At 66.0% G+C, this 22,865-nt stretch carries 22 protein-coding genes and 1 pseudogene; 19 read left to right on the forward strand and 4 right to left on the reverse strand.

What is annotated here, in order from left to right:
• Nucleotides 1-21 precede the first annotated feature (21 nt).
• From G6N66_RS09030 to G6N66_RS09040, 3 genes are read right to left on the reverse strand one after another with little or no spacing between them, the layout of a single operon-like run.
• Nucleotides 22-291 (reverse strand): hypothetical protein, encoded by a 270-nt coding sequence (locus G6N66_RS09030; RefSeq protein WP_139825411.1) that lies wholly within the window; start codon nt 289-291, stop codon nt 22-24.
• Between the two features lie 51 nt (nt 292-342).
• Nucleotides 343-627: a hypothetical protein gene (locus G6N66_RS09035; RefSeq protein ID WP_085235136.1), complete on the reverse strand. Its 285-nt coding sequence runs from the start codon at nt 625-627 to the stop codon at nt 343-345.
• 18 nt (nt 628-645) lie between these two features.
• On the reverse strand, nt 646-1,080 hold the full coding sequence (locus G6N66_RS09040; protein WP_083067030.1) for a WhiB family transcriptional regulator: 435 nt from the start codon (nt 1,078-1,080) through the stop codon (nt 646-648).
• A gap of 156 nt (nt 1,081-1,236) precedes the next feature.
• Between G6N66_RS09040 and G6N66_RS09045 the strand changes: the two genes are divergently transcribed.
• The 5 genes from G6N66_RS09045 (at nt 1,237) to G6N66_RS09065 (ending at nt 6,206) form a co-directional block, all read left to right on the forward strand.
• Nucleotides 1,237-1,887: a helix-turn-helix domain-containing protein gene (locus tag G6N66_RS09045; protein ID WP_139825412.1), complete on the forward strand. Its 651-nt coding sequence runs from the start codon at nt 1,237-1,239 to the stop codon at nt 1,885-1,887.
• A 92-nt stretch (nt 1,888-1,979) separates the two neighbouring features.
• Nucleotides 1,980-2,681, forward strand: coding sequence for a hypothetical protein (locus G6N66_RS09050; RefSeq protein WP_139825413.1), 702 nt, complete (start codon nt 1,980-1,982; stop codon nt 2,679-2,681).
• A gap of 229 nt (nt 2,682-2,910) precedes the next feature.
• Complete coding sequence (locus G6N66_RS09055; RefSeq protein ID WP_085235139.1) at nt 2,911-3,180, forward strand: hypothetical protein; 270 nt, start codon at nt 2,911-2,913, stop codon at nt 3,178-3,180.
• Nucleotides 3,181-3,431: 251 nt separating this feature from the next.
• Nucleotides 3,432-3,863, forward strand: a complete 432-nt coding sequence (locus tag G6N66_RS09060) for a hypothetical protein (protein ID WP_139825414.1) — start codon at nt 3,432-3,434, stop codon at nt 3,861-3,863.
• A gap of 6 nt (nt 3,864-3,869) precedes the next feature.
• The gene (locus G6N66_RS09065) at nt 3,870-6,206 is read left to right on the forward strand and encodes a hypothetical protein (protein ID WP_163645799.1); all 2,337 of its coding nucleotides are present in this window, start codon (nt 3,870-3,872) and stop codon (nt 6,204-6,206) included.
• Here the strand turns inward: G6N66_RS09065 and G6N66_RS30250 are convergent.
• A pseudogene (locus tag G6N66_RS30250) lies at nt 6,203-6,332 on the reverse strand (hypothetical protein); the annotation flags it as partial. The gene G6N66_RS09065 and the pseudogene G6N66_RS30250 overlap by 4 nt on opposite strands.
• A gap of 272 nt (nt 6,333-6,604) precedes the next feature.
• On the opposite strand from G6N66_RS30250, the gene G6N66_RS09070 reads away from it, so the two are divergent.
• The 14 genes from G6N66_RS09070 (at nt 6,605) to eccD (ending at nt 22,851) form a co-directional block, all read left to right on the forward strand.
• The gene (locus G6N66_RS09070) at nt 6,605-7,426 is read left to right on the forward strand and encodes a hypothetical protein (RefSeq protein ID WP_232079243.1); all 822 of its coding nucleotides are present in this window, start codon (nt 6,605-6,607) and stop codon (nt 7,424-7,426) included.
• A gap of 66 nt (nt 7,427-7,492) precedes the next feature.
• Entirely contained in the window at nt 7,493-8,602 is a 1,110-nt protein-coding gene (locus G6N66_RS09075) for a hypothetical protein (protein WP_163645800.1), read from the forward strand.
• 148 nt (nt 8,603-8,750) lie between these two features.
• Nucleotides 8,751-9,002: a type II toxin-antitoxin system ParD family antitoxin gene (locus G6N66_RS09080; protein WP_066911550.1), complete on the forward strand. Its 252-nt coding sequence runs from the start codon at nt 8,751-8,753 to the stop codon at nt 9,000-9,002.
• Nucleotides 8,999-9,295, forward strand: a complete 297-nt coding sequence (locus G6N66_RS09085) for a type II toxin-antitoxin system RelE/ParE family toxin (RefSeq protein ID WP_085233073.1) — start codon at nt 8,999-9,001, stop codon at nt 9,293-9,295. The genes G6N66_RS09080 and G6N66_RS09085 overlap by 4 nt, the downstream gene beginning before the upstream one ends.
• Nucleotides 9,296-9,546: 251 nt before the next feature.
• Entirely contained in the window at nt 9,547-10,578 is a 1,032-nt protein-coding gene (locus G6N66_RS29095) for a C40 family peptidase (RefSeq protein WP_085233072.1), read from the forward strand.
• A 38-nt stretch (nt 10,579-10,616) separates the two neighbouring features.
• The gene (gene eccB / locus G6N66_RS09095) at nt 10,617-12,137 is read left to right on the forward strand and encodes a type VII secretion protein EccB (protein WP_085233071.1); all 1,521 of its coding nucleotides are present in this window, start codon (nt 10,617-10,619) and stop codon (nt 12,135-12,137) included.
• Complete coding sequence (eccCa, locus tag G6N66_RS09100) at nt 12,134-16,363, forward strand: type VII secretion protein EccCa (protein ID WP_085233070.1); 4,230 nt, start codon at nt 12,134-12,136, stop codon at nt 16,361-16,363. The genes eccB and eccCa overlap by 4 nt, the downstream gene beginning before the upstream one ends.
• Nucleotides 16,364-16,460: 97 nt before the next feature.
• On the forward strand, nt 16,461-16,757 hold the full coding sequence (locus G6N66_RS09105; protein ID WP_066911562.1) for a PE family protein: 297 nt from the start codon (nt 16,461-16,463) through the stop codon (nt 16,755-16,757).
• Between the two features lie 23 nt (nt 16,758-16,780).
• Nucleotides 16,781-17,938 (forward strand): PPE family protein, encoded by a 1,158-nt coding sequence (locus G6N66_RS09110; RefSeq protein ID WP_085233069.1) that lies wholly within the window; start codon nt 16,781-16,783, stop codon nt 17,936-17,938.
• Between the two features lie 142 nt (nt 17,939-18,080).
• The gene (locus tag G6N66_RS09115; RefSeq protein ID WP_066911568.1) at nt 18,081-18,377 is read left to right on the forward strand and encodes a WXG100 family type VII secretion target; all 297 of its coding nucleotides are present in this window, start codon (nt 18,081-18,083) and stop codon (nt 18,375-18,377) included.
• A gap of 46 nt (nt 18,378-18,423) precedes the next feature.
• Nucleotides 18,424-18,708 carry a WXG100 family type VII secretion target gene (locus G6N66_RS09120; RefSeq protein WP_085233068.1) on the forward strand — a complete coding sequence of 95 codons (285 nt, stop codon included), beginning with the start codon at nt 18,424-18,426 and terminating at the stop codon, nt 18,706-18,708.
• A gap of 80 nt (nt 18,709-18,788) precedes the next feature.
• Nucleotides 18,789-19,709 carry an ESX secretion-associated protein EspG gene (locus tag G6N66_RS09125; RefSeq protein ID WP_085233067.1) on the forward strand — a complete coding sequence of 307 codons (921 nt, stop codon included), beginning with the start codon at nt 18,789-18,791 and terminating at the stop codon, nt 19,707-19,709.
• 122 nt (nt 19,710-19,831) lie between these two features.
• Nucleotides 19,832-21,337: a MinD/ParA family ATP-binding protein gene (locus G6N66_RS09130; RefSeq protein ID WP_085233066.1), complete on the forward strand. Its 1,506-nt coding sequence runs from the start codon at nt 19,832-19,834 to the stop codon at nt 21,335-21,337.
• Nucleotides 21,334-22,851 (forward strand): type VII secretion integral membrane protein EccD, encoded by a 1,518-nt coding sequence (gene eccD / locus G6N66_RS09135; RefSeq protein WP_085233065.1) that lies wholly within the window; start codon nt 21,334-21,336, stop codon nt 22,849-22,851. The genes G6N66_RS09130 and eccD overlap by 4 nt, the downstream gene beginning before the upstream one ends.
• Nucleotides 22,852-22,865: the final 14 nt, after the last annotated feature.

Below are 22,865 nucleotides of genomic sequence, written 5' to 3' on the forward strand. Positions count from 1 at the left end.
ACAGCTGACGATGGGTTAGGGCTACGTGGCCGTTCGTGGTCTCACGCAGCTTGGAATGAGACCGACGAACGCGCCGTCGATCACGCTGTCGGGGCCGTTGAGCGCGTCGGTGTCGGGTGGTGCACCGACGGGGCCGGCTACCCGCTGCGGTTCGCGGCTCACTTGGTCGACCAGGGGTGCCTGGTGAATGCTCGTGAAGCCTTCGTGAATGGCCATCGTGAGATTCCTTGTGGGGCTGAGTGATTCAATAAGCGGCGCACCGGCCGATACCGGCAATTCCGGATCGGTCATGAAATGCCTCAGGCGCCGGGCCGCGGCGCGGAGCTGGGCACGCAAGGCTGCTTAGCCACCTACCGCGGCAGGGTTGGTGTAAAGGTGGGCGATTAGCTCGACCCATCGACACGCATCCTCGCGGCGCGCTGCCAGAAGATGCGGGGGTGGGGTTTGGGTGGCGGTGCAGCCGGCGCTGGCCACCCCGGTGGCCAGATAGAGCCGCCAGTACAGGTGACCGACGGGTCGAAATGCCCCGCAAATCACCGATGTGTCGTCATCAAAGACCGTGATGCGTTCGGTGCCGTTGTCGTCGACGCTGGTGATCGCGGGATGCTCGGCAGTGACGGAGCTCATGGGAACCTTCCTGTGCGGCTAGGCGGCGCCGGCCTGAAAGATCAGGGGTTCGTCGTCGTCGGTCTCGTCGTCGTCCATGAGGTCAGGTAGCGGGGCGACTTTAAGGTCACCGAGCTCGGTCTGTCGGCGCTGCTCGAACTGTGCGGCCAGACGCGCATAGACCGGCTTGAGTGCCTTGGGCTGGGCGCCGGGCAGAATCACTCCACCCCAGACGCCGTGCGTCGCGCCGGTGGCCACCGCGTTGTAGCCGCAGCGGCCCCTGAAGGGGCACTCGGCGCAGCGCTTGATGGCGCGATGCTTGGTACGGGGGTTAAAGAACAGCTCGGGGTCTTCTTGGCAGGCCAAGTCTTGGCTGGTCTGGAAGAGGCGCACGTCGGCGCGCATCTGGAAGGACGCAAAAGGTCTGGCGACGGTGTTGGGGGTATCGGCCGGGGGGGTGAGCGCGGTTGTCATCGGAGGCGTCCTTCCTGTAGGTCGTCGGTTCTTCACTGCGGCGGAACACCGTGAATTACCGCTAATCTAACAGATAGTTTAGCGTTTTAGCGGTTATACCGCTAGAATTTTGGGGATGGACGCCCTCTCTTACCGCACAGCCAGTAGCAGGAAGCGGTGTCGACGCATGTCAGACTGTATTTCGTGGCTGGCTCGGTAGCGCTGACATCACCGGTAGCCCGAACCGCTGAATCTTCTGTTTTAGCGGCGCGGATGGGGAAATCTGGCGGTTTGTCGGGCAAGATACGGGTCATGTCCTGGGAGCGGCTGGCCGACGAAGTACGACGTCGCCGCAAACAGCTGAAGCTGACCCAGACGGATGTCGCCGAGCGCGGGGGCCTGTCGGTGGCCACGGTGCGCGCCGTGGAAACCAACCGCTCAGGCCGGCTGAGTCGACGGCTGCGCCGAGCCTTGGAACGGGCGATCGAGTGGCAAGACGGCACTATCGACGCTGTCTTAGACGGCAGTGCACCTCGTGTGGTCACTGCCCCGGGCGCCGGTGCTGCGCCACCGCCCGTCAGCGGGGATACCGCTAGGGTCGCAGCCGAACGGTTCGCCGTTGCTCAGCGACTGGTCACGATGCGCCAGGCGTTCTTCGAGCACCGCGACCACATGTCCGAGGCAGCCCGAGCTGCTATGGACGATGAATTTAGCGCTGCATCCCGCGAGACCGAGGAGGCGCTGATTTGGATGCTGCCCTGGCTAGGAGATGATGAGCGCGCCGAAGCGATCCGAATTTTGGCCCAGCTGAGGGAGATTCGTCCTTGAGTCGATGCCGCGCCGCTGTGCATGTGCTTGGTGGAAGGCGCGGCGCTCGCTGATCGGGGGTTGGTGTCACATCGAAAAGGTACGGTGCGGTCATGTTCGACATCTCCATGCCGGGAATGCCACCATCGCAGCGGCATAACCTTCCGGTCAGCCGGGCGCCGTCGACAGCCCGCGTTCCCGATGGCCCCGCTGGTGGATCTCACCGTGCGCGCCAACCACGGGCAGCCTGGCAGCCGCGCACTCCTGCCGAGCAGTGGTGGGACTACTGCCGTGGTTGCGCGGCAGCGTTGCGGGCCGGCCGGTCGCCGACGCCGATCGAGGTGTACGGCCCGGTCCTCGAACCGGGGGAGCGGGCGCTGCTGAGCGCTGAGATCGACTACAGCCGCTTTTGTGGCGGCGATGGCCGGTATTCACCGCTGCCGTTGATTGTCGCGGGCCGTCCGGCGGTCATGTTCGGCGCGCTGGCGGTCCAAGGCGTGGTCAATCACCGCCGCAACGCAGCCGCGGCGCAGCGGGGCGCCGCTCAGTGGCGGTTTCACCAGACGTGCGCGGTGATCGTGACAACCGACCGGCTCATCTGCACGACCGCGCCGCACGGCTTGGTCAGTTTCTGGTTCGGAGCATGCACAGAGTTCTATCCCGATTTGCAGCAGTGGACCTTGACGATGGGCTTCGACTCCACCCACCCCGTGCGATTCAGCGGCCCGGCCGCACCAGCGCTGAGCCTCTGGAGCGCCTACGGCGTCTTAGGTGACGCCTGGGTCGATGACCCGCGTCTGGCCCTCCTGACCTAAGTCGAAATCGCCTCGTGGTCACGACCTTTCAAGCACTCCTCGTCGCGGTAATCGCGGTCCTCCGGGCGCGGTGTACACAATTCCGCGTGAAAGCCACGGCGCCAGCTGGCGTGGCGCAAAACGGATGCCGCGACGCGGATCTTCCGTTTCGTAGCGAACCTCGCCAGCGCTTCGAGTCCGTGCTGGTTAGACGATGTGCAGCGCGAAACGGGGCATTAGCATGTAATGCATGGCAGCGAAGTTCACGATGGATGCGGCCGATACCGAGGCGGGCCTGTCTGCCGCGGATGAGGTAGTAGGTCAACAATCCGGCTCAAATCTCGGCAGCCTGTGCATCGGTGGCTACATGACTTCCTTGGTGGGCGCGGCGATCGGTGCGCGAGCTGTCGAGGAGGGCCAAACAGAAGGCCGTGCTGCGGCGAACACTGACAGTCGAGCGTTCAGCATCGCGACGGTTGAAACAACTGAATCCGGCAACTCAGGCGTACTGACCACGTAACGACGGGGGAGCGGCACATGGACACTTCATCACCATGGTCGAGGGCAGGGACGCCATCCGGGACGCTGCCTACGCCACCCACGCCTCCCATCCCTGCGCCGTTCCCAGCACCAGCGGCGACTGCGCCATCCGCCGGTACCCCTTTACCAAGCGTCTTTCCCCAAGGTCCAAAGCCCCGCCGGCGGGGCTGGTTATGGGTCGCACTGGGGCTGCCGCTCGCCATCGTGGTCTCAGCTGCCACGGGGTCACTAGTGACGTTCGCGGCGATGCACAACGCGACGCAGTCGGCCGCGCAACCATCCTCTGCACCACCAGCGTCGCCGTCCGCGCCGACAACCCCGCAAATCAGCGCGGCTGATGCGCTTGCAGCCAAAGATCACCTGTGCCAAGTATTCGATACGTCAGTACGCGGACAAGAAGGACAAGGCGGACTTCGCGTGCAGGGAAACTTGAATTTGCCAGTTGCTCTGCGTGCTCTTAATAGCGCCTCCGCTGTCCAGAACGCGCTTGTGCCGTCAGTGCCACCGGAGACTGCCACTGCAGCAAGGAAATACATCGGCGCCACCCTGGACCAGACGACGGCGGCCATGGGAAACACGCTTACGCCAGATGTGAACCGGCTAACCGACGTTCGAAATGATGCGATCAATGGCCTACTCGACGCCTGCGGTTTGCCGCGGTAGGCGTCGATGGCGGGGGTAGCAGGTCCGAGCGGAGACGAGGTTCCTTCTTGGTGGGCGGAGCGCAATAACAAGCAAGCAGAGCGGCTACTGAAGCTGTTTGATGCGGCGAAGCCGATTTCCAAACTGGCAGTAGGAGTTCCGCATCTTGACGGCGGTGGTGGCAGTGATCACCCGAAGCCGCAAGGGCCGTTTGTCCACATCCTCTTCCAGCCATTTGTGTGGCCGGTCGACTCCGAAACGCATCTGGCGAATGATGCTGACACCCTCCTTGACGAGTCAAAGTTGTACGAGGACAACGCAATGGACGCCCGCCAGGCCGCCAATGGAGTGTTCGACGGCGGTTCCTGGGTGGGTAAGAGCGCAGACGCTGCTCGCACGGCCTACAACGAGGCAGCGTCGATCAAATTCAGACAAGCGGAGGTCAGCAGGGTTGCGTCCGGCTTGTTCAAGCGGGCGTCGAGTGACGTCGGTATGACGAAGCGCCTCATGAGCAACGAAAGCGATACCGCGCACAAAGAGGCCGAGGCGTTTCTGCGCAGCCGCTCGGGCCAGTCGCTCGCGCAGCTGGCGGTGATCCTGGTTGCGCACCGAACGACGATTCAGGGTTACTCGTCTGATCTGCAGGCCTTCGCCACCCAATACACGACCCAATTCACCAACCACTTCGCCCAAAGCCCCGCCGGGGGCCCGAAAGTTAGACAGGCGGGGCATGACACATCGTCAGATCAATCCTCGGATGGCGATACGCCGCCCGGACCAGCTCCAGGTGCGTCGCCAGCCGTAACTGGCGGCGGCGGAGTCCACAGCCCCGCGTCGTCCGGTGGCCAGGGAAACCAGCCGACGTTACCCAGCGGTCCCTTATCGGCGCCTTCCTCGGATGGGTTACCGCATCCGCGTCATAACCCGTTGACGTCATTGATGGGTGGCGGGTTGCCGGGTTTGCCGGGTATGCCTGGTGGGGGCCCGGGCGGCGGGCTTCCGATGGGCCCGTTGCAGGGGCTGATGAGTGGTTTCGGGGGTTTCCCCGGGGGGATGGCAACGCCGACTGGGTTGAGTGCGCCTGGGTTGCAGGGATCTCCGATGCAGTCGTTGGGGATGGATTTCGGCCGCGGCCTGGCCGCGGGTGCTTCGGCGGCGGGTGCTGTTCCGCCTGTGACACAAGCTCCGTTGACGCCGTTGGCCGCACCGGTGGAGACGGCTCCGACGTCGGCGGCGCCAGCGGCTGCTCCGGTGCCTGCTGCGCCCCCGACTGCTGCTTCGGCGCCGGCGCCCGCACCGGCGGCTGGTATTCCGGGCGGCGGCTTGACGTCGTATGGGTCGGTTCTTCCTCCACAGGGCATGTCGGGTGCGCCGCCGGCTGGTTCGGCGCCGGCCGCGCCGTCGCTTCCTGCTGAGGCCGGTGGGGGGTCGTCAGGGTCTGGGCCGGGCACTGGGTTGATGCCGGTAGCGGGCCGGCGTGAAGCCGCGGCGGTGCGCCGCGATTTGGCTGCGTCGGATCTGGAGCTGGCGACGATGGCGGTGGCCGAGCTGGCCGGAGCCGCGAGCGTGACTGATCCTGGCTTGGATTGGGCTGTGGCCGTTGGCCGTAACACCTCGGGGATGCCGACGTTGTGGGTGGCGACTAACGACGGTGACGCCTACATCCCGCCGGGAGTGTTCTTGCGGAAGACGATGCCGGTGGCTGGCGGGCATAGCGAAGAGTTCGATTCCCGCTGGTTTGGCTGGGTGAACCCGGCCGATAAAGCGGTGCGGGCGGCGCGGGAGTGTGGGGATAGCGTGGGCGCGGTGGCTACGACGTGGGCGTGGTCGTCGGAGTTCTTGGCGGAGCATCCGGCGGTGACCAAGGTAGCGACTGGTGTGAAGCCGGTTGGCGCGGTGGATAATCCGGCTGCGGAGTTATTGCCGTCGCGGTCGCATCGGCTGCAGACCGTGGACGCGGCGCTGTACGCGGACTTGGTGGCAGCCGACGAGTCGATGGTGCGTGACTATTGCCGAGAGTTGACCCGCCAGTTGGCATTCGGGATTCCAGGTGAGGAGTTATCGCCGGTTGCTCAGTCAGTGGCGCATGCGCTGGTCGCGCAGCGTTGGCCCAAGGCTGAAGAGTGGGCGTTGCTGGGCGAAGAACACGAAGACGCGCTGGTCATGATGGTGGCCCAGCGGCCAGGATTGAACGGCGTGGAAAACCCCCACCAGGTCGTCAGCTATACAAGGGAATTCGTTAAGTGCCGCCGGTTGGAGGCGCTGCTGTGCTGGGAGCGGCACGGCGCGGACCTGCTCAACGTGGTGTACGCGGCCTGGGTTGCTGGAGTGCGGGCGCCGTTAAGGGACTTGGTGTTGACCTAAGCCGTTTCAGCAGGTGCTCCCGTCGCTGAGTTGTCTCCGAGTGCCTGTTCACCTTCCGATTTTGCTGATCGGGGAGCGATCGTCGAGCAATGGCCAGATTTCGGTCTTGAGGATGTCGAGCAGTTCATCGGTGCCATAAATATATGGGAACAGAAGGTGGGCGATACCACCAATGAGGCCCGCACTTTTGGCCTGCTTGGGTGTGGCCTGGCTGGGGTTGGGTCAGTTAATTTTGTTGGGTGAGTATTGCGGCGTTTGTGGCTGGGGTTGATCGGCTGCTGACGCGTGCGTACGAGCTGTATCCGGCTGGCGGTGAGGGCGAGGCATTGCCTACGTCCGGGGGTGGGGGCTCTATGCCGGGGTCGCCTGATGGTGGCAGTGGTTTGCAGGTGGGTGTTGTGAGAGCCGCTGGTTCTTATCAGCAGGCGCAGACCGGTGTTGCGGGCTTGGATGAGGAGTTGCAGCAGGCCGCGGCCCAGGGCGGCGCGATTGGTGAGCAGGGCCGGGTGGCGTCGGGGCTGATTCGTGACCAGGCCCGGACGACGGCGGCCGCGCTGATGCCGATGGCTAAGTCGCCGGCTGGTGCGCAGCTGTTGATGGCGGCGATGGATCAGCATTTGTCGGCGATGCAGGGACAGTTGCAGTCGACTAAGAGCCAGTACAAGGGTGTGTCGGCGACGTTGCGGCAGGTGGGCGCGGGGTATCAGACCCTCTCTAGTGGGGCGAAGGATTCGCCGCCGGCGGTGCCGCTGGACGCGTCGGGTAAGTGGAAGCCTGGCGATAAGCACCATATGCCGTACTACGCCGGCAAGGGTGGGCTGGGTCCGCCGAACTTTCCTGATTCGCCGCCGTGGGTGGATATTTACGACAGGACAAAGGATCCGGATCAGGTTCCGCACTATTTCGTGAGGTCTGATGAGATCCCCGACTACAAGGTGCTTCCGCCGGGCGCCCTCGGTCCGCCGACGGTGGTCGACGAGCACGGCAATCCCGACTCCTACATCGAGTTGGGCCCCAACTCGGGCGTATGGGTGCCGCAGTCGGCTTTTCCCGGCGCGAAGTTCTATCCGCCGGGGTGGGCGGGTGATCCGCCGCCCTACGGCTGGGACGAGTACCTGCCGGGTTCAGGGATTTACCTTTGGCACGGGGATATGGTGCCGGAACCATATCGGCCGTACGGGCCGTTGGGGCCGCCGACTTATCCGCAGGGCGGCCACTGACCGGGCGCCGAAACTGGGGGGTGCGTGGCTGTGGCCGGGGGGATTTGCTCAGGTTAATTTTGGTGGGTGAGTGTTGCGGAGTTCGTGGCTGGGGTTGATCGGCTGCTGACTCGCGGTCATGGGTTGTTTCCGGCCGGGGGGTGCGGTGAGGGTGGGCAGGTGTTTGCCGCCGGCGCCGGTCGGGGAGCGGTGCCGGCCGCCCCGGGTGGGGACAGCAGCCTGACTGGTGGGGCTACGGCTGCTGGTGGTGCGTACCAGCAGGCCCAGACGGGTACGGATGGTCTTGATGAGGGCTCGGGGCAGGCGATCACCGACGGCGGGGCGGTGGGCGCTCAGGGCCGGGCGGCGTCGGGTCTGATTCGTGATCGGGCCCGCGCGGTGGGGGCGGCGACCGCGGGGCTGGGGCGCTCGCCGGCGGGCGCGCAGTTGATCATGGCGACGATGGATCAGCATTTGGCGGCGATGCAGCGTCAGCTGGATCAGACCACGGCGCAAAACCGGTTGTTGGCGCTGCGGCTCCGCGAGCTGGCCGCGGGCTATCGCGGCATCGGGTCAGCGGGGATGGGGGGTAGGCCGCTGTCCGGGCCGGGCGGTTTGACGTCGGGCAGCGGCGGCCTCAGCGGATTGAGCGGGTTGACTGGCTTGGGAAGTTCGCCAGGGGGTTGGAGCCGTCTGGTTGGATCGGCGCGTAGGGCGCGTGGATCGCGCAGCGCTGAAGCGGCACCGCGTGGCGATGTGGGGACTCCGCTAGGCGGGTTGACGCTGGATTCCACTCCGCACGAGGTGGCGGCGGCGATCATCCATGAAGCCCGGCGCCGCGGCTACTCGCCTCACCAGACGATCGCGATCTTGTCTGCGGCGATGCAAGAAAGCGGGTTGCGCCCTCGGGCTGTGAGCCCGAATGGGTTGTGGAGGAGCATTTTTCAGCAGGATGCGGGCTATCCGGGCCGCAACAATCCGAACACGGCGATCTCGGGGTTTTTTGACCGGCTCGCGCACCACGGCGGCCCGTCGTCACCGGATATTTGGAAGTCGATCTTTTGGTTACAGCAGCGCCCGGGCGAATCGTCGGCTGAAGCGGCGGTGGCCCACGGCCGCAGGGCCTATCTGAGCGAGATCGAGAGTCAGCTGCCCAAGGCCACTGCGTTGTACCGCAGCATCGCAGGGATGTGGTGATGGTGGTGGTGATGAGAGGTGTAGGGTCTCGCGATCCGTGGCGGACTTTCACGAACGATGGTGGGCGTGATGGCGGATCCGCCAACCTTCGCAGCCGCTACCGTGGCCAACTAAGGCGAGGATACCAATAGTTGGTATCATCCGATATGTGGGCAAGAATACGTCCTTCAGCCTCGACGAGCATTACAGCGCATTCATCGATGAGGAGGTGGCGTCGGGCCGTTACCGCTCGGCCAGTGACGTCGTGCGTTCTGCTCTGCGGCTGCTTGAGGATCGTGAGACCCGCCTGCGCGCATTGCGCCAGGCACTCGACGCCGGCGAACGAAGTGGTGAGCCGACACCATTCGACTTCGATGAGTTCGTTGCGCGCAAGCGAGCTGAGCAACCTCGCCGCCGGTGAACCGGTATGTACTTTCGCCCGCCGCCCGCGCCGACCTGGAACAGATCTGGGATTACACCTGCCAGCGCTGGGATGACGATCAGGCCGAGGAATACGTCCGTGAAATCCAGCGCGCGATCGAACGAGTGGTCGACAATCCTATGATCGGACGGGCCTGCGACGAACTCCGCCCTGGCTACCGGAAGCACGCTGTTGGATCGCACACGCTCTACTACCGGATTGTCACCGGCGACGTGATCAATGTGGTGCGCATACTCCACCAACGGATGGATGTCGACCGGCACCTCGACTGATTTCGTGCAGCGCGATGTCGCCGCCAAGATGCCTGGAGACCCTCGGTCAACACTGATCGCCGGCCTCGTAGGAAATGAAGCGGATCGTGTGACAAGCCGGGCCGGAACCGCCGCGAGATAACCGGGAGCATCGCAGGTCAGCATCGCAGGTCAGCGGTAGCCGGAGATGTCGCCGACGGCGAAAACCTACAGTCAGGGGGCAATTGTGCGTGGCTGTGGCCGGGGGGATTTGCTCAGGTTAATTTTGGTGGGTGAGTGTTGGGGAGTTCGTGGCTGGGGTTGATCGGCTGCTGACTCGCGGTTATGGGTTGTTTCCGGCCTGCTTGCCCGGTGAGGGTGGGCAGGTGTTTGCCGCTGGCGCGGGTAGGGGCCCGGTGCCGGCCGCCCCGGGCGAAGACAGCGGCTTGACTGGTGGCGCGACGGCTGCTGGTGGCGCCTACCAGCAGGTCCAGGCTGGTACGGATGGTCTTGATGAGGGCTCGGGGCAGGCGGTCACCCACGGCGGGGCGGTGGGCGCTCAGGGCCGGGCGGCGTCGGGTCTGATTCGTGATCAGGCCCGCGCGGTGGGGGCTGCGACCGCTGGGTTGGGCCGCTCGCCGGCGGGCGCGCAGTTGATCATGGCGACGATGGATCAGCATTTGGCGGCGATGCAGCGTCAGCTGGATCAAACTACGGCGCAAAACCGGTTGTTGGCGCTGCGGCTCCGCGAGCTGGCCGCGGGCTATCGCGGCATCGGGTCAGCGGGGATGGGGGGTATGCCCCTGTCCGGGCTGGGCGGTTTAACGTCGGGCAGCGGCGCCTTCAGTGGCGTGACTGGCTTGGCATCGGGCATACCAGCGTCACTGATGGGCAGCCTGCGCAGCGGCGGCGAGGAGCCGGGTGGTGAGTCGGGTGCCTGGATGTTCGGCGGCGATGGCCGAGGTAGGGGGACGGCGTTGCGGGCAGTGCAGTACGCCGAGACGAAGCTGGGCTGCCCGTATGTGTGGGGCGCGACGGGGCCACGAACATACGACTGCTCGGGACTGGTCATGGACGCCTACGCTCACACGGGGGTGCGGTTGCCGCGCATGACCTACGACATGATTCGGGTGGGCACGCCGGTGGACCGGGCTGACGTGCGGGCCGGTGATTTGGTGTTTTCCAATTTCTCGGGCCGCCGGCCTGAGCATGTGCAACTCGCGGTGTCCTCGACGAAAGTGATCGAGGCACCCACGCCGGGCGGCCATGTCCAGTATTCGGGCTTCCCGCAAGGACGTGTTGTGGTGAAACGGATTATCGGATAACGATTTTCGGTGGGGATGTAGCGGTGGTTGAGCCGGGAATGGATAAGGCGGAAGAGTCGCGATGGCGCGGCCGCGGTCTAGGGTTGTCGACACGGGTGCAGGTGTCGGGGCACATGTTTTTTGCCCGCCGGGCGGTGTTGGCGATGACGCGGCGGCGGGTGCGGATGGAGGCCGAACCGGGCCGGCGCCAGTCGATGGCGATGTTGGCGGGTGTGACGATCACCGCGGTGCTGTGTCTGGGGGCGTTGTTTTGGTCGTTCGTGCGCCCGGCTGGTTCGGCGGGGCAGGCGCGGATTTTGGCGGATCAGGATTCGGGTGCGCTGTATGTGCGAGTGGGGGACAAGCTGTATCCGGCGCTGAATTTGTCGTCGGCGCGGCTGATCGCCGGAGAGGCGGCCAACCCGGTTCGGGTGCGCCGCAGCGAGATTGAAGCGCACCCGCGGGGGCCGCTGGTCGGTATTGCGGGCGCACCGCAGGATATGGCGGTGACGTCGCCGGGCCGCTCGTCGTGGCTGGTGTGCGATGAGATCACCAAAGCGTTCGGGACAGCAGCACCGGAGCCGGTGACGGTGACAATTATTGATGGCCAGCCGGATCTGGGGCCGCGCCGCCATGTGCTGGGCTCTGGTGATGCGATGGTGCGCCGCTATGGGGATGCGGTGTGGTTGATCCGCGATGGCCGGCGCTCGCTGATTAATCAGGGCGCCCGGGCGGTGCTGTTGGCGCTGGGGTTGGGCGAGGACGCGGTGTTGGGGTCGCGCCCAATGAGCCGGGCGCTGTTTGATGCCATTCCGGTGGGCCCGGAGTTGTCGGTGCCGGTGATCCCGGGAGCTGGGTCGCCGCCACGGTTCGCCGGGGCGCCGGGCCCGATCGGCACGGTGGTGTCGACTCCTCAGGTGGGTGGTCAGACGGCCTACTCGGTGGTGCTGACCGATGGCGTGCAGCCGGTGTCGCCGGTGGTGGCTCAGGTGCTGCAAAACGCCGGGCCGGCTGGCGCGGTGATGCCGGTGGTGGCCGGGCCGGTGTTGGCCAAGTTGCCGGTGGTGCAGACGCTGGATTTGTCGGCATTCCCGGCCGCGCCGCCGCAGGTGATCGACAGCCAGCTCAACGCGGCGGCCTGCTGGCACTGGGAGAAAGTCGGCGGGGAGTCGATGGCGACGACGTCGGTGATCGCCGGGCCTACCATCCCGGTGGCCGAAGCCCAGGTGGACAAGGTGGTGGACTTGGTGAAAACCCCGGGCACGCAGATGCAGGCCGACCGCGTGTATTTGGGCCCCGAGTACGCCAATTATGTGGTGTCAACCGGTAATTCACCGTCAGCTGCCACGGTGGAGTCGTTGTGGTGGATCTCGGAATCGGGTGTGCGTTTCGGGGTGCCGCGCGAGGAGGACACGATGAACGCACTTGGTTTGAAGAAACATTCCCCGAGCCCGGCGCCGTGGCTGGCTCTGCGGCTGCTGGCCGCCGGGCCGGCGCTGTCGCGCGCTGATGCGCTGGTGCGCCACAACACGCTGCCTGTCGATGCCAACCCGGCTGAATTGGAGGTGCCGAAGTCGTGAAGCATGGGTTTGCCCGAAAGGAGACCGCTGAGGCGCCGTCGTTTCGCCCTGAAACCATTGAGCTGCTTACACCGCTGAAAGTTCCGCCGCCGCAAAGCAAACCGCTGTGGTCGGTGGTGTTGATTGTCGGCTTGATGGGTTTGGTGGGCGCGATGGTGTGGGTGTCGTTCGCCAGCGGGGCCCGCTCGTTTACCGGGGCGGGCTCGTTGTTTCCGATCGTGATGGTCGGTGGTCTGATGGCGATGCTGTTCGGCGGGCGCGGGGGCTCGCAGGAGATGTCGCGCTCGAAGCTCGATGCGCTGCGGGCGCGTTTTTGCATGGTCATGGACGAGCTGCGGGGAATCACTTCGGAGTTGGCTGACCGGTTGGATGAGAACTACCGCTGGTATCACCCGGCGCCGGAGACGCTGGAAGCCAGTGTGGGCAGTGTGCGGATGTGGGAGCGCAAGCCCAACGGTTCTGATGCGTGGTTCGGGGTGGCCCGGGTGGGGGTGGGTATGACGGATTTGGTGGAGTCGCATGCCGCGGTGTTCGCCGAGCCGCAGGACGCGCCGACCGATATCGAGCTCGAGCCGGTGACGGGCAAGGTTCTCCAGGAGTTCATGCAGTACCAGACGGTGGCTTATGGGGTGCCCGCGCTGGTGTCGTTGATGGTGGAGCCCGGTTATGAGCTGCGCGGGCCGCGCGAGCGGGTGCTGGCGTTGATGCGCGCGATCATCTGCGAGTTGGTGTTTTTTCACGGCCCTGATCATTTGCGGCTGGTGGTGGTGACTTCTGATGTGGCCGAGTGGGATTGGGTGAAGTGGCTGCCGCATGCCGGTGACCCAGTGGTCGAGGATGGCGCCGGCCCGGTGCGCATGGTGTATGGGTCAGTGGCCGATTTCGTTGCCGCGCAGGCGGATGCGCTGTCATTGCGTGGGCGTGGGGACTTCCGGGCCCGGCTGGGAGCGTCCAAGGACCCGATTAACCCGTTGCCGCACACGTTGATTGTGTGCGACGCCGAGGTGGGTTGGGATCGTTTCGGAAGCCCCGAAGGGGTCAACGGGTTGACGTTTTTCGACGTGCGCGGCTCAGGCCGGGTTCCGGCGTGCCGTGATCCGCGCCGGGTGCTCTATATCGGTGAGAACGCGGTGATCAACGCGGTGCCGCGCGACCCGGTGACGTGGGACGCCCAGGGTAACGAGCCGCAGTTTTTCGCCTACGCCGATCAGGTCAGTCGCGACGCGGCCGAGACGTTCGCCGAGCGGATGTCGCGCTGGCGGCTGGCCGAGGCCTATGAGGCGATCGAAATCAACACGGGGCAGCGGGTGATGGCCCGAGATATTCTGTCGTACTACGGCATTGAGGATGCCGCCAATATTGATTTCGAGGGGTTGTGGGCCTCGCGCAGCGACATCAACTCCCCGCAGCGGCTCAAGGTGCCGCTGGGTAACCGCGCCGATAACAACGAGCTGTTTTTCGTCGACCTTAAAGAGGGCTCCCAGGGCGGTCAGGGCCCGCACGGGGTGATGGCCGGCACCACCGGCTCGGGCAAGACGATGATGTTGCGTGCGTTAATTGAGTCGCTGATTTTGGGGCATCCGCCGCAAAATCTGCAGTTCATGTTGGCCGACCTCAAAGGCGGCTCGGGTGTGCGGCCGTTCGCCGGGGTGCCCCATGTGGCCCAGATCATCACCGACCTCGAAGAGGACCAGAGTCTGATGGGCCGCTTCGTCGACGCGCTCGACGGCGAGATCGCACGACGTAAAGCCTTGTGCGATTTGGCCGGTGCTGATGATGCGACCGAATACAACAAGCTGCGCGCGGATCAGTTGTCGTCGGGGGCCGCCGAGGTGTTGCCGGCGCTGCCGGTGTTGATGGTGGTCATTGATGAGTTCGCCGAGCTGTTCAAGCTGATGGGCAGTGAGATCCAGGTGGCGCTGGATCGGATTTGCCGCCAGGGCCGGGCGTATTGGGTTCATCTGCACATGGCCAGCCAGCAGATCGACACCCGCGCTGAGGCGCTGTTGGAGAACATGGGGTATCGGCTGGCCCTGCAAACGAAAACACCGCAGGCCGCCGCGGCGATCGGCGTGCCGAACGCGGTGAACCTCAGGGGTTCTGGGCAGTGCTACTTCTTAGAGGGCAGCCCGTCGAATAGCACCTTGACGAAATTTCAAGGCGAGTTCTTGTGGCGTGAGTACCGCAAACCCGGCACCGAGGACCTCGACGGCGGCCCCCAAGCTGAGGGGGCGTCGGTCAGTTATTTTGCGCCGCAATTGTTCTCCACGGATTTCACCCCGCTGCCGCTGCCCGATGAATCCGAGGCCTCCGCACCCGCCGACGATGCGGGCGGCGACGTCGACGAGGTGATCGAGGCGCCCCGCGACAGCGAGGATGCCGAGGCCGTCACTGCGCTAATGCGCCCACAGGTGGGTCGCATCATCATCGACCAGCTGCGCCGAATTGACTTTGAGCCCTACCGGCTGTGGAAGCCGCCGCTGGGTGCGCCGTGGAGTGTGGAGAAATTGGTGAACACCCATCTGGGGCGGCGCTGGGACAGCGACTATGCGCGCACCCCGAATTTGGTGTTCCCGATCGGGCTGGTGGACCGGCCGTTCAAGCACGACCAGCATCCGTTGACGGTTGACGTGTCGGGCCCGGGGGCCAATGTGGTGATCGTCGGCGCTCAGGGCTCGGGCAAGACGACGGCGCTGCAGGACCTGATTTGCGCGGCGGCCATGACCCATACTCCCGAGCAGGTGCAGGTCTATTGCTTGGCGTTTTCCTCGGCGGCGCTGGGTAGTGTGGCGGAGTTGCCGCATGTCGGTGGTGTGGCGATGTCGCTGGACGGCGACGGTGTGCGCCGCACCGTGGCGGAGATGACGGCGCTGCTGGCCTCACGTAAGCGCAGTTTCGAGGCGACCGGCGTGATGTCGATGGAGGTGTTTCGCCGACGCAAGTCTGGCCGTGAGCCAGGGGCGATGCCCGATGACGGTTACGGCGACGTGTTTTTGGTGATCGACAACTACGCGGCGCTGGCTAGCGAGTATCCGGCGCTGGTCGAAGACAAGGTGAACCGACTGATCAAGGAAGGGCCGACGTTCGGTATTCACGTGGTGGCCGCGGTCTCCAAGAGCACCGACCTGCAGGTGTCGGTACGCGCGGACTTCGGGTCTCGAGTCGAGCTGCGCCTGGCCGATATCAACGATGCCCAACTGGTGGCCAAGCCCCGCCTGGCCGCCGAGGTCCCTTCGGGCCGGCCAGGGCGCGGCATGATCGGACAGAACTACGAGCGCGCCGGCTGGGACCCGGTGGGGTTGCACACCCTGATGGCCCGCCCGGCGCTGGAGTCCACCGCTGGCGAGGTGTTCGACTCACGCAGCGTGACCGATGCCGTCAGCCGGGTGGCCAGCGGGTTTACCCCGGCGGCGAAGGTTCGCCGGCTGCCCCAACGGGTCGCGCGGGCCGAGCTGGCCGCCCGCGCGAGCGGGGATGGCCGGGCGGCGTCGGCGATGGTGTGGGCGCTCGATGAGACCGAGCGTCCGGTGTTCTTCGACGGCCAGCATCTGGTGATCACGGGGCAAACCAAGTGCGGGCGCACCACGGCGTGCGCGACGGTGATGCGCGAGATTGGGCGGGTCTATGCCCCGGGCGCCGAGGCGTCGACAAGTCAAGTGGTGACAGGGCAGGCGGGCCGCCCGGCCGCGCAGGTGTGGCTGATTGATCCGCGCCGCCAGCTGCTCAGTGTGCTGGATTCGTCGTATGTGCACCGCTTCGCGTCGACACCGACGGCGGTCAAGCAGCGCATGGATGAGTTGGCCCAGGTGCTTGCGCCGCGGATGCCCAGCGACGATGTGTCGGTTGATCAGATCGGCCAGCGGCACTGGGAGGGCCCGGAGGTCTTTTTGATCATCGATGATTCTGAGCGGCTGCCGGCTGGCTACGACTCTCCGCTGGTCCCGATCGCTCCGTTCGTCCAGGCGGGCGCCGACGTGGGGTTGCACATCGTCTACACCCGGTTGTTCGGGGCGTTCATGGCGGGGCTGGGGGCTGATCCGGTACTGAGGCTGCTTCGGGATGCCACCGAGCCGCTGCTGGTCATGGATTCTGACCCGGACCCCGGCTTTGTGAAGGGGAAATGGAAGGGGCACTCGATGCCGCGGGGCCGCGGATTCTTGATGAATACCGCCGAATCGGGCGAATCGGGAATTTACGTCCAAGTAGCCGATGCCGGGTTGGGCTAGATCGCTGATGGGCCGCGCGTAAGTCGGTGCGCGCCGATACACTTTTGTCATCAGACCGGGTAAATGCTCCGGTCGGTTGTTTGCGGGGAGGATTTCTATGTTTGTCGAGGCGTTACCTGCTGGGATTGATGCGTCGGCGTCGGGGTTGGCGGGGATCGGGTCGGCGGTAGCGGCGGGTAACGCTGCGGGCGCGGCGCCGACGCTGGGTGTGGTGCCGCCGGCGCCCGAGCCTGCCTCGGTTCTGTTGGCCGCGGCGTTCGGCACGCACGCCGGGGTGTACCAGGCGACTCAGGCGATCGGGTCGGTGATTCATGCGATGTTTGTCTCGACGATGGGTGCCAGCTCGGCCGACTACGCCGCGACCGAGGCGATCAACACCGTCGCGATGGTCTAACCCGAGGGTCGCGGCCCCCAGCCATGGATTACGAGGTCCCACCGGAGATCAACTCGGGCCGGATGTACGCCGGCCTGGGTTCGGCGTCTTTGATGGACTCGGCGGCGGCGTGGCAGGCGCTCTCCGCGCAGCTGGGCTCGGCAGGAGCGGCGTTTCAGGCGGTGATCGAGGCGCTGACGAGCACGGCGTGGCTGGGTCCGTCGTCGATGACGATGGCGTTGGCCGCCGCACCGTATGTGGTGTGGATGATCGCCACCGCCGAGCAATGCCAGGCGGCGGCTGCGGCTGCCGCTGCGGCGGCGGCGGCGTTTGAGGCCGCCCGGGCGGGGGTGGTGCCCCCGCCGGTGATCGCCGAGAACCGCGCCCAGCTGGCGGCGCTGGTTGCGACCAACTTCATGGGGTTCAACACCCCGGCGATCATGGCCAACGAGGCTCACTACGCCCAGATGTGGTCCCAGGACACCTCGACGATGTATGGCTTCGCCGGCCAGGCCTCGGGCATCACCGGCACGCTGGTCCCGTTCGGCCCGCCGCTGGCGAACTCTGATCCGATGGGGCTGGCGGCGCAAGCGGCCGCATTGGGCCAGTCGGGCGGCACCTCAGCCGGACAGCAGCCGATGAATTTCGCCAGTAACGCCGGCTTGCCCGCCGGTTTGGACGGCGAGACGATGCTGTCGATAGGCCCGGAGTTGGTCAGCAGCATTCCCCAAGCGCTACAAGGGCTTTCCTCACCGTTGAGCGGCGGGCTGGGGTCAAGCGGGCTGGGCCAGTTCCAATCCCTGCTGAGCCCGTTCATGAGTTTTATGAATCCGGGCATGTTCGGTGCGGGCGGGGCGTCAACGTTAACGAGTGCCGGCGGGCCCGGGCTTGCGGGGCTGGGCGGGGCAGCCTCGGAAGTGGAGGCCACGGCCGGCCGGGCGGGATCGCTGGGCGGGTTATCGGTGCCGGCGACCTGGACGTCCGGGGGCGCCGGTGTGGAGTCCGCCAGTACCGCGCGGGCGGTCGCACCGGTGGCCGCCTCGGGCGGGGGTCCCTCGGTGGCGGCCGCGCCGGCCACCACCACCGGGGGCTCGGGGATGTATGGGGGTACGCCGATGGCCGCTGGGATGCACGGCCGCGGCACCGACAGTGACGGCACACCGCGGTATGGAAAACCGGTCAAAGTGCTACGCCGACGCTAGCCCCACATTAGTCACATGAGGCGAGAAAAAATTTGTGCAAAATAGGTTGCGCCGACCATTGCCCGGCGTTAGATCAGGCCAATAGACTGGTCACACAGCAACGCTGAAATAAAATCACCTGCGCTTTAAGGAGAGCTTTATTATGGCCACCCGCTTTATGACCGACCCGCACGCGATGCGGGGCATGGCCGGCCGTTTCGAGGGACACGCCCAAACCGTTGAGGACGGGGCCCGCAAGATGTGGGCGTCCTCGCAGAACATCGCCGGCGCCGGCTGGAGCGGGCAGGCTCAGGCCACGTCCTACGACACCATGGGCCAGATGAATCAGGCGTTCCGCAACATCGTGAACATGCTGCACGGGGTGCGCGACGGCCTGATCCGCGATGCCAACAACTACGAGACCCAAGAGCAGGCCTCTCAGCAGATCCTGAGCAGCTAGCCGCCGGGTCCGAAACCAACTTTTACGCCAAGGAGACTGGAGAACAATGTCGATCAACTACCAGTTCGGTGATGTCGATGCCCACGGCGCCCTCATCCGCGCCCAGGCCGCTGCCCTGGAGGCCGAGCACCAAGCGATCGTGCGCGACGTGCTCGCGGCTGGGGATTTCTGGGGCGGCGCTGGCTCGACGGCCTGCCAGGAGTTCATCACCCAGTTGGGCCGCAACTTCCAGGTGATCTACGAGCAAGCCAGCGCCCACGGGCAGAAGGTGCAGACCGCCGGTGCCAACATGAACAGCACCGACAGCGCCGTCGGATCTTCGTGGGCCTAGCCTGCACTGGTCGAGGGCGACGATGTGGCGGCACCGGATGCGGTGCCGCCACGTTTGCGTTAGCGACCAGGGAGCCTTCGATGATGACCGCTGAAATTCCCACCACCCCGACCGCCGACATCACCGTCAACCTCGAGGGGCTGTGGCTGCTGCAAGCCATGCTGGGCATTTCCCTGCTTGCCCCTGAGCTGCGCGGGCGGCCCTACGGGCAACCGCAGAGCGCCGAATGGCTCACCGCGCACCCGGGTTTGGCTGTGCTGGTCGACCAGGGCATTGCCGATGAGGGCGCGGTGGTGCGTTCCGATATCGCGGCGCGCATGAAGGTATTGGCCAGCCCTGACGTCGAAGTGATCCTGTTGGTGTCTCGCGGGCCGATAAACGTGGTGACACCGGTGGTGATGGACGAGCCCAGCACCTGGCGTGCGATACCCGATGAGCAGCTGCGCGTTGTGCTGGCCCGCCGCGACGGCCGCTGGGCCTCGGCGGTGCGCGCCGGGTCCTACATCACCATCGACGATTGCCCTGGAACCGATCAGGAGTGGGTGCAACGCCTGGTCGGTGAGGCGCTGGACTCGGTGCACCGGGTGGAGCCGGCACGTATCAGTGCGGTCAACGTACCGCTGGATGACATGCGCACCGCGATCGCGATGCATGCCAAGGCCGATTCGGCCGCGGCTAAGCTGGCTGCGCTGCGCGCGCTGGGGCTACGCGGCGGGGCGCTGGCTGAGCTGGGCGCGGCGTTAGAAGATCCGCAGGCGGAGGCCTTGGTCTATGCGCGGGCCCATGTGGATATCGACACGGTGTGGAGCCAAACGGTGCTGAACCTGCGGGATACCGCCTCGGGGCGGGTGGCGCTGTATCGGCTCAACCCGCCACCGGGTAGCCAACAGGAGTGGCTGGCGATCGCCCCGGCCACACCTGGCCAGCTACATCACGCCCTGACGACGGTCTTCGACAGTGTCGGGGTGCGAGCCTGGGCCAGCCACGAACGAATGGCCTGACTAAACGCTGGGCCACCTGCCCCAAGCAAACTGTTCTCGATAAATACTGAGCGGGCGTGGTATAGCAAGAATTCTGCCCCTAGGATCGGACGTAGTAAACGCCAGCTATATGGGGACTAGTAATGTCTGACAATTCCGACTTCATGTCGCGTTATCTGCCGCCGGACAACACCGAGGCACACCGCGAGCATCCGGGACCTACGGACGACCTCACCGAGGAGGTGTCGTTGGCGGATCTGCGGCTGCCCGAGCCGGGCGCGCCGCCGCCACCGCAGATACCGCCGGTGAGCCGATACGAGTTCGCATCGCCACCCGCGGAAGGCGACAGAGCAGCGGCCGGGTGGCCGCCGGAACCCGGCAGCGCGTCAGCGGCCCCGGATGGCAGTGAAGGCGCTCACGCTGCACCCGAACCACCACCGCCGCCGCCTCCTGGGCCCGCCGGGCCTTCGTTCGGCCCGGCGCCGCCCGTCGGGCACCCCAACGCGGTGCCGTGGCCGCCGGCGGCGCGGACGCCGGGCGCGGAAGCGTCAACGGCCAGCGGCCCGGATGCTGCGGCGCCCGCACCGATCCCGCCGCGCCCGCACTTCGACCAGCGCAACCAGTCACCGCCGCCGCCGCAGGGGTGGTCACCGCCGCGTATCGACCCGTCGCAACGGTGGGCACCGCGGGCGGACCTTCGCACTGCCGGATCAGCACCCATCAGGCATGTCCAGGTCGAGGAAGTCGTGAAACGCCGCCGCGAACCGGCCGAAATCGGTTGGCGCAAAGCGGTTTACGCTTGCACAGGCGGACTGGTCAATTTGGGCGCGGGCCCTCACGAGCGCAAGCTGCGCGACTGGAAGGCGCGGGTCACCTCCAACATTCCCGGCAATTATCAAATCGCGTCGATATCGGTCAAAGGCGGAGTAGGCAAGACTCGGGTGACCGCCGGCGTGGGCACCGTGTTCGCCGATGAGCGCAAACAACAGGTGATCGCGATCGACGCCGACACCACCTACGGCGGTCTGGGCCGTTTCGTTGATCCCAAGGCGCTGAGCTCAATTCGTGATTTCCTTGCCGCCAAAGACGTCGTGGTCGACTATCCCAAGGCACGTCATTTCACCGGACAAAACAAGCAGGGCCTCGAGGTGTTGGCGGGCAACCAAAATGTCGCCAATCCGATGGACCTCGACGCGACAACGTTTTTCGACACCGTCACCTTGACACGCCGCTTTTACCAACTGGCACTGGTGGATTGCGGCGCCGACGTCGAAACCGAGTTCTTCAAAGCGGTGCTGTCGGTCTCGGATGCGTTGATGATCATCGGCTCCTGTACTGCCGAGGGCGGCCTGGCGATCGAGACCACGGTCGACTGGCTGGCCGCCCGAAACGGCCACGAGCTGCTCAAGCGGTCAGTGATCGTGCTCAACGACACCCATGACTGCGCGAATAAGACGTTCATCTCCCATATCACCGAGACGGTGGGGCCTCGGGTGCGCTCGGTCAAGACGATCCCGTGGGACCCGCACCTGCGGGATGCGGACACGCTGGACTTTCCGGCCCTGCACAAACGCACCCGGCTGGCGTTTTTGGAGCTGGCCGCCGAGCTGGCCGAAGGGTTCCCCACCGCGGGGGCGCTGAGCGCGTGACTATCGAACGGTCGACAACAACCAACCCCGTGACCGCCTCGGCCGGACCGGCCCTGCCCGACCGGGTCTTGGTCGCGGTCATCGCCGGGGTCACCAAGATCGGGGTGGTGCTCGACGCCGCCGCCCCGGTGTCGGTGCAGTTGGCGGCGTTGGTGGACTTAGTCAATACCCGCCTTGGTGAGCTGGGGCAGCCGGCGCTGATGGCCGGCCCGCGAGGCCGCTGGACGCTGTGCTGGGTGGATGGCAGCCCGCTGAAACCGGGGCTATCCTTGGCCGCCCAGAAGGTCAGCGACGGCACCCGGCTGTGGCTGCGGTTCGCCGCCGACACCGAGGCCCGTATCAACGTCGTCGAGCATGTCACCTCGGCGGTGGCCGCCGAGCTCACTAAGCGGTGGCCCGCTGTCAGCCCGGTGTGGGCGGCCCGCGTCGGCGCGGGCATGGTGGTGGCCGGGGTGCTGGCCGGCACGGCGCTGTTGGGGCGGTGGCGTTATGGGCACCTGGGCTGGGCGCCGGCCGCCTACTGCGGTGGGCTGGCAGCGATGCTGCTGGCGGCGGCGGTGATCATCTTGGCGCGCCAAGCCAGCGTGGTGGCGCGCGGCGTCGGTGACACGCTGCTGTTGACCGGATGCCTACCGGCGGCGGTGGGTGCTGCGGGTGCGGTGCCCGGGCCGGTGGGCGCCCCGCACGCCGCGCTGGGATTGGCGACGGTGCTGTTCGCCGCGGTGCTGGTGGTGCGGTTCACTGGCCGCCATATTGCGTTGGGCACGGCGGTGATTGTCACCGCGGCCGCCGGTGTGGTGGTGGGTGTGGTGCGCATGGTGCTGGTGACCTCGGCGCCGATCCTGTTGACGGTGCTGCTGCTGGTGGCGCTGATAGGGATGCATGTGTCGCCCACCATGGCGCGCTGGGCGGCCGGGATTCGCCTGCCGGTGTTCCCCTCGGCGTCGGGGCGCTGGGTCTTTGAGGCACGCCCGGATTTGCCGGCTGATCATGCGGTGGCCAGCGGCCAGGTCGCCACGTTCGCCGGGCCTGAGTCGGTGCGCGAGGTGACGGTGGCCACCCACCGGGCGCACTCCTACCTGACTGGGTTGTTGGTCGCGACAACATCTTTGGCGGTGGTGTGCAGTGTGGGGTTGTGCGACCCGCACGCTCCGCGGCGCTGGCTGCCGCTGGTACTGGCGGGCCTGGTGGCGGTCGCGGTGTTGCTGCGGGGCCGCTCGTTCACTGATCGCTGGCAGGCGACGATTCTCGCGTTGGCCGCCGTGATGCTGGTGATCGGGGTGGCCGGGCGTTACGTGCTGGGGCTGTGGACGATGCCCGCACTGCTGGTGGGGGCATCGGTGATGATCGTGGTGCCGGTGGCCGGGCTGGTGGCCGCCGTGGTGGTGCCCAACCGCTTCTACACACCGACGTTCCGCAAAGTGGTGGAGTGGGTCGAATATGTGTGCTTGACCGGCATTTTCCCGTTGTCGTTTTGGCTGATGGGTGTGTTGGCCGCGATCCGGTACCGGTAGCAGGAGTGGTTTTG

Source organism: Mycobacterium conspicuum, from assembly GCF_010730195.1.
In the GTDB taxonomy this organism is placed as follows: Bacteria; Actinomycetota; Actinomycetes; order Mycobacteriales; family Mycobacteriaceae; genus Mycobacterium; species Mycobacterium conspicuum.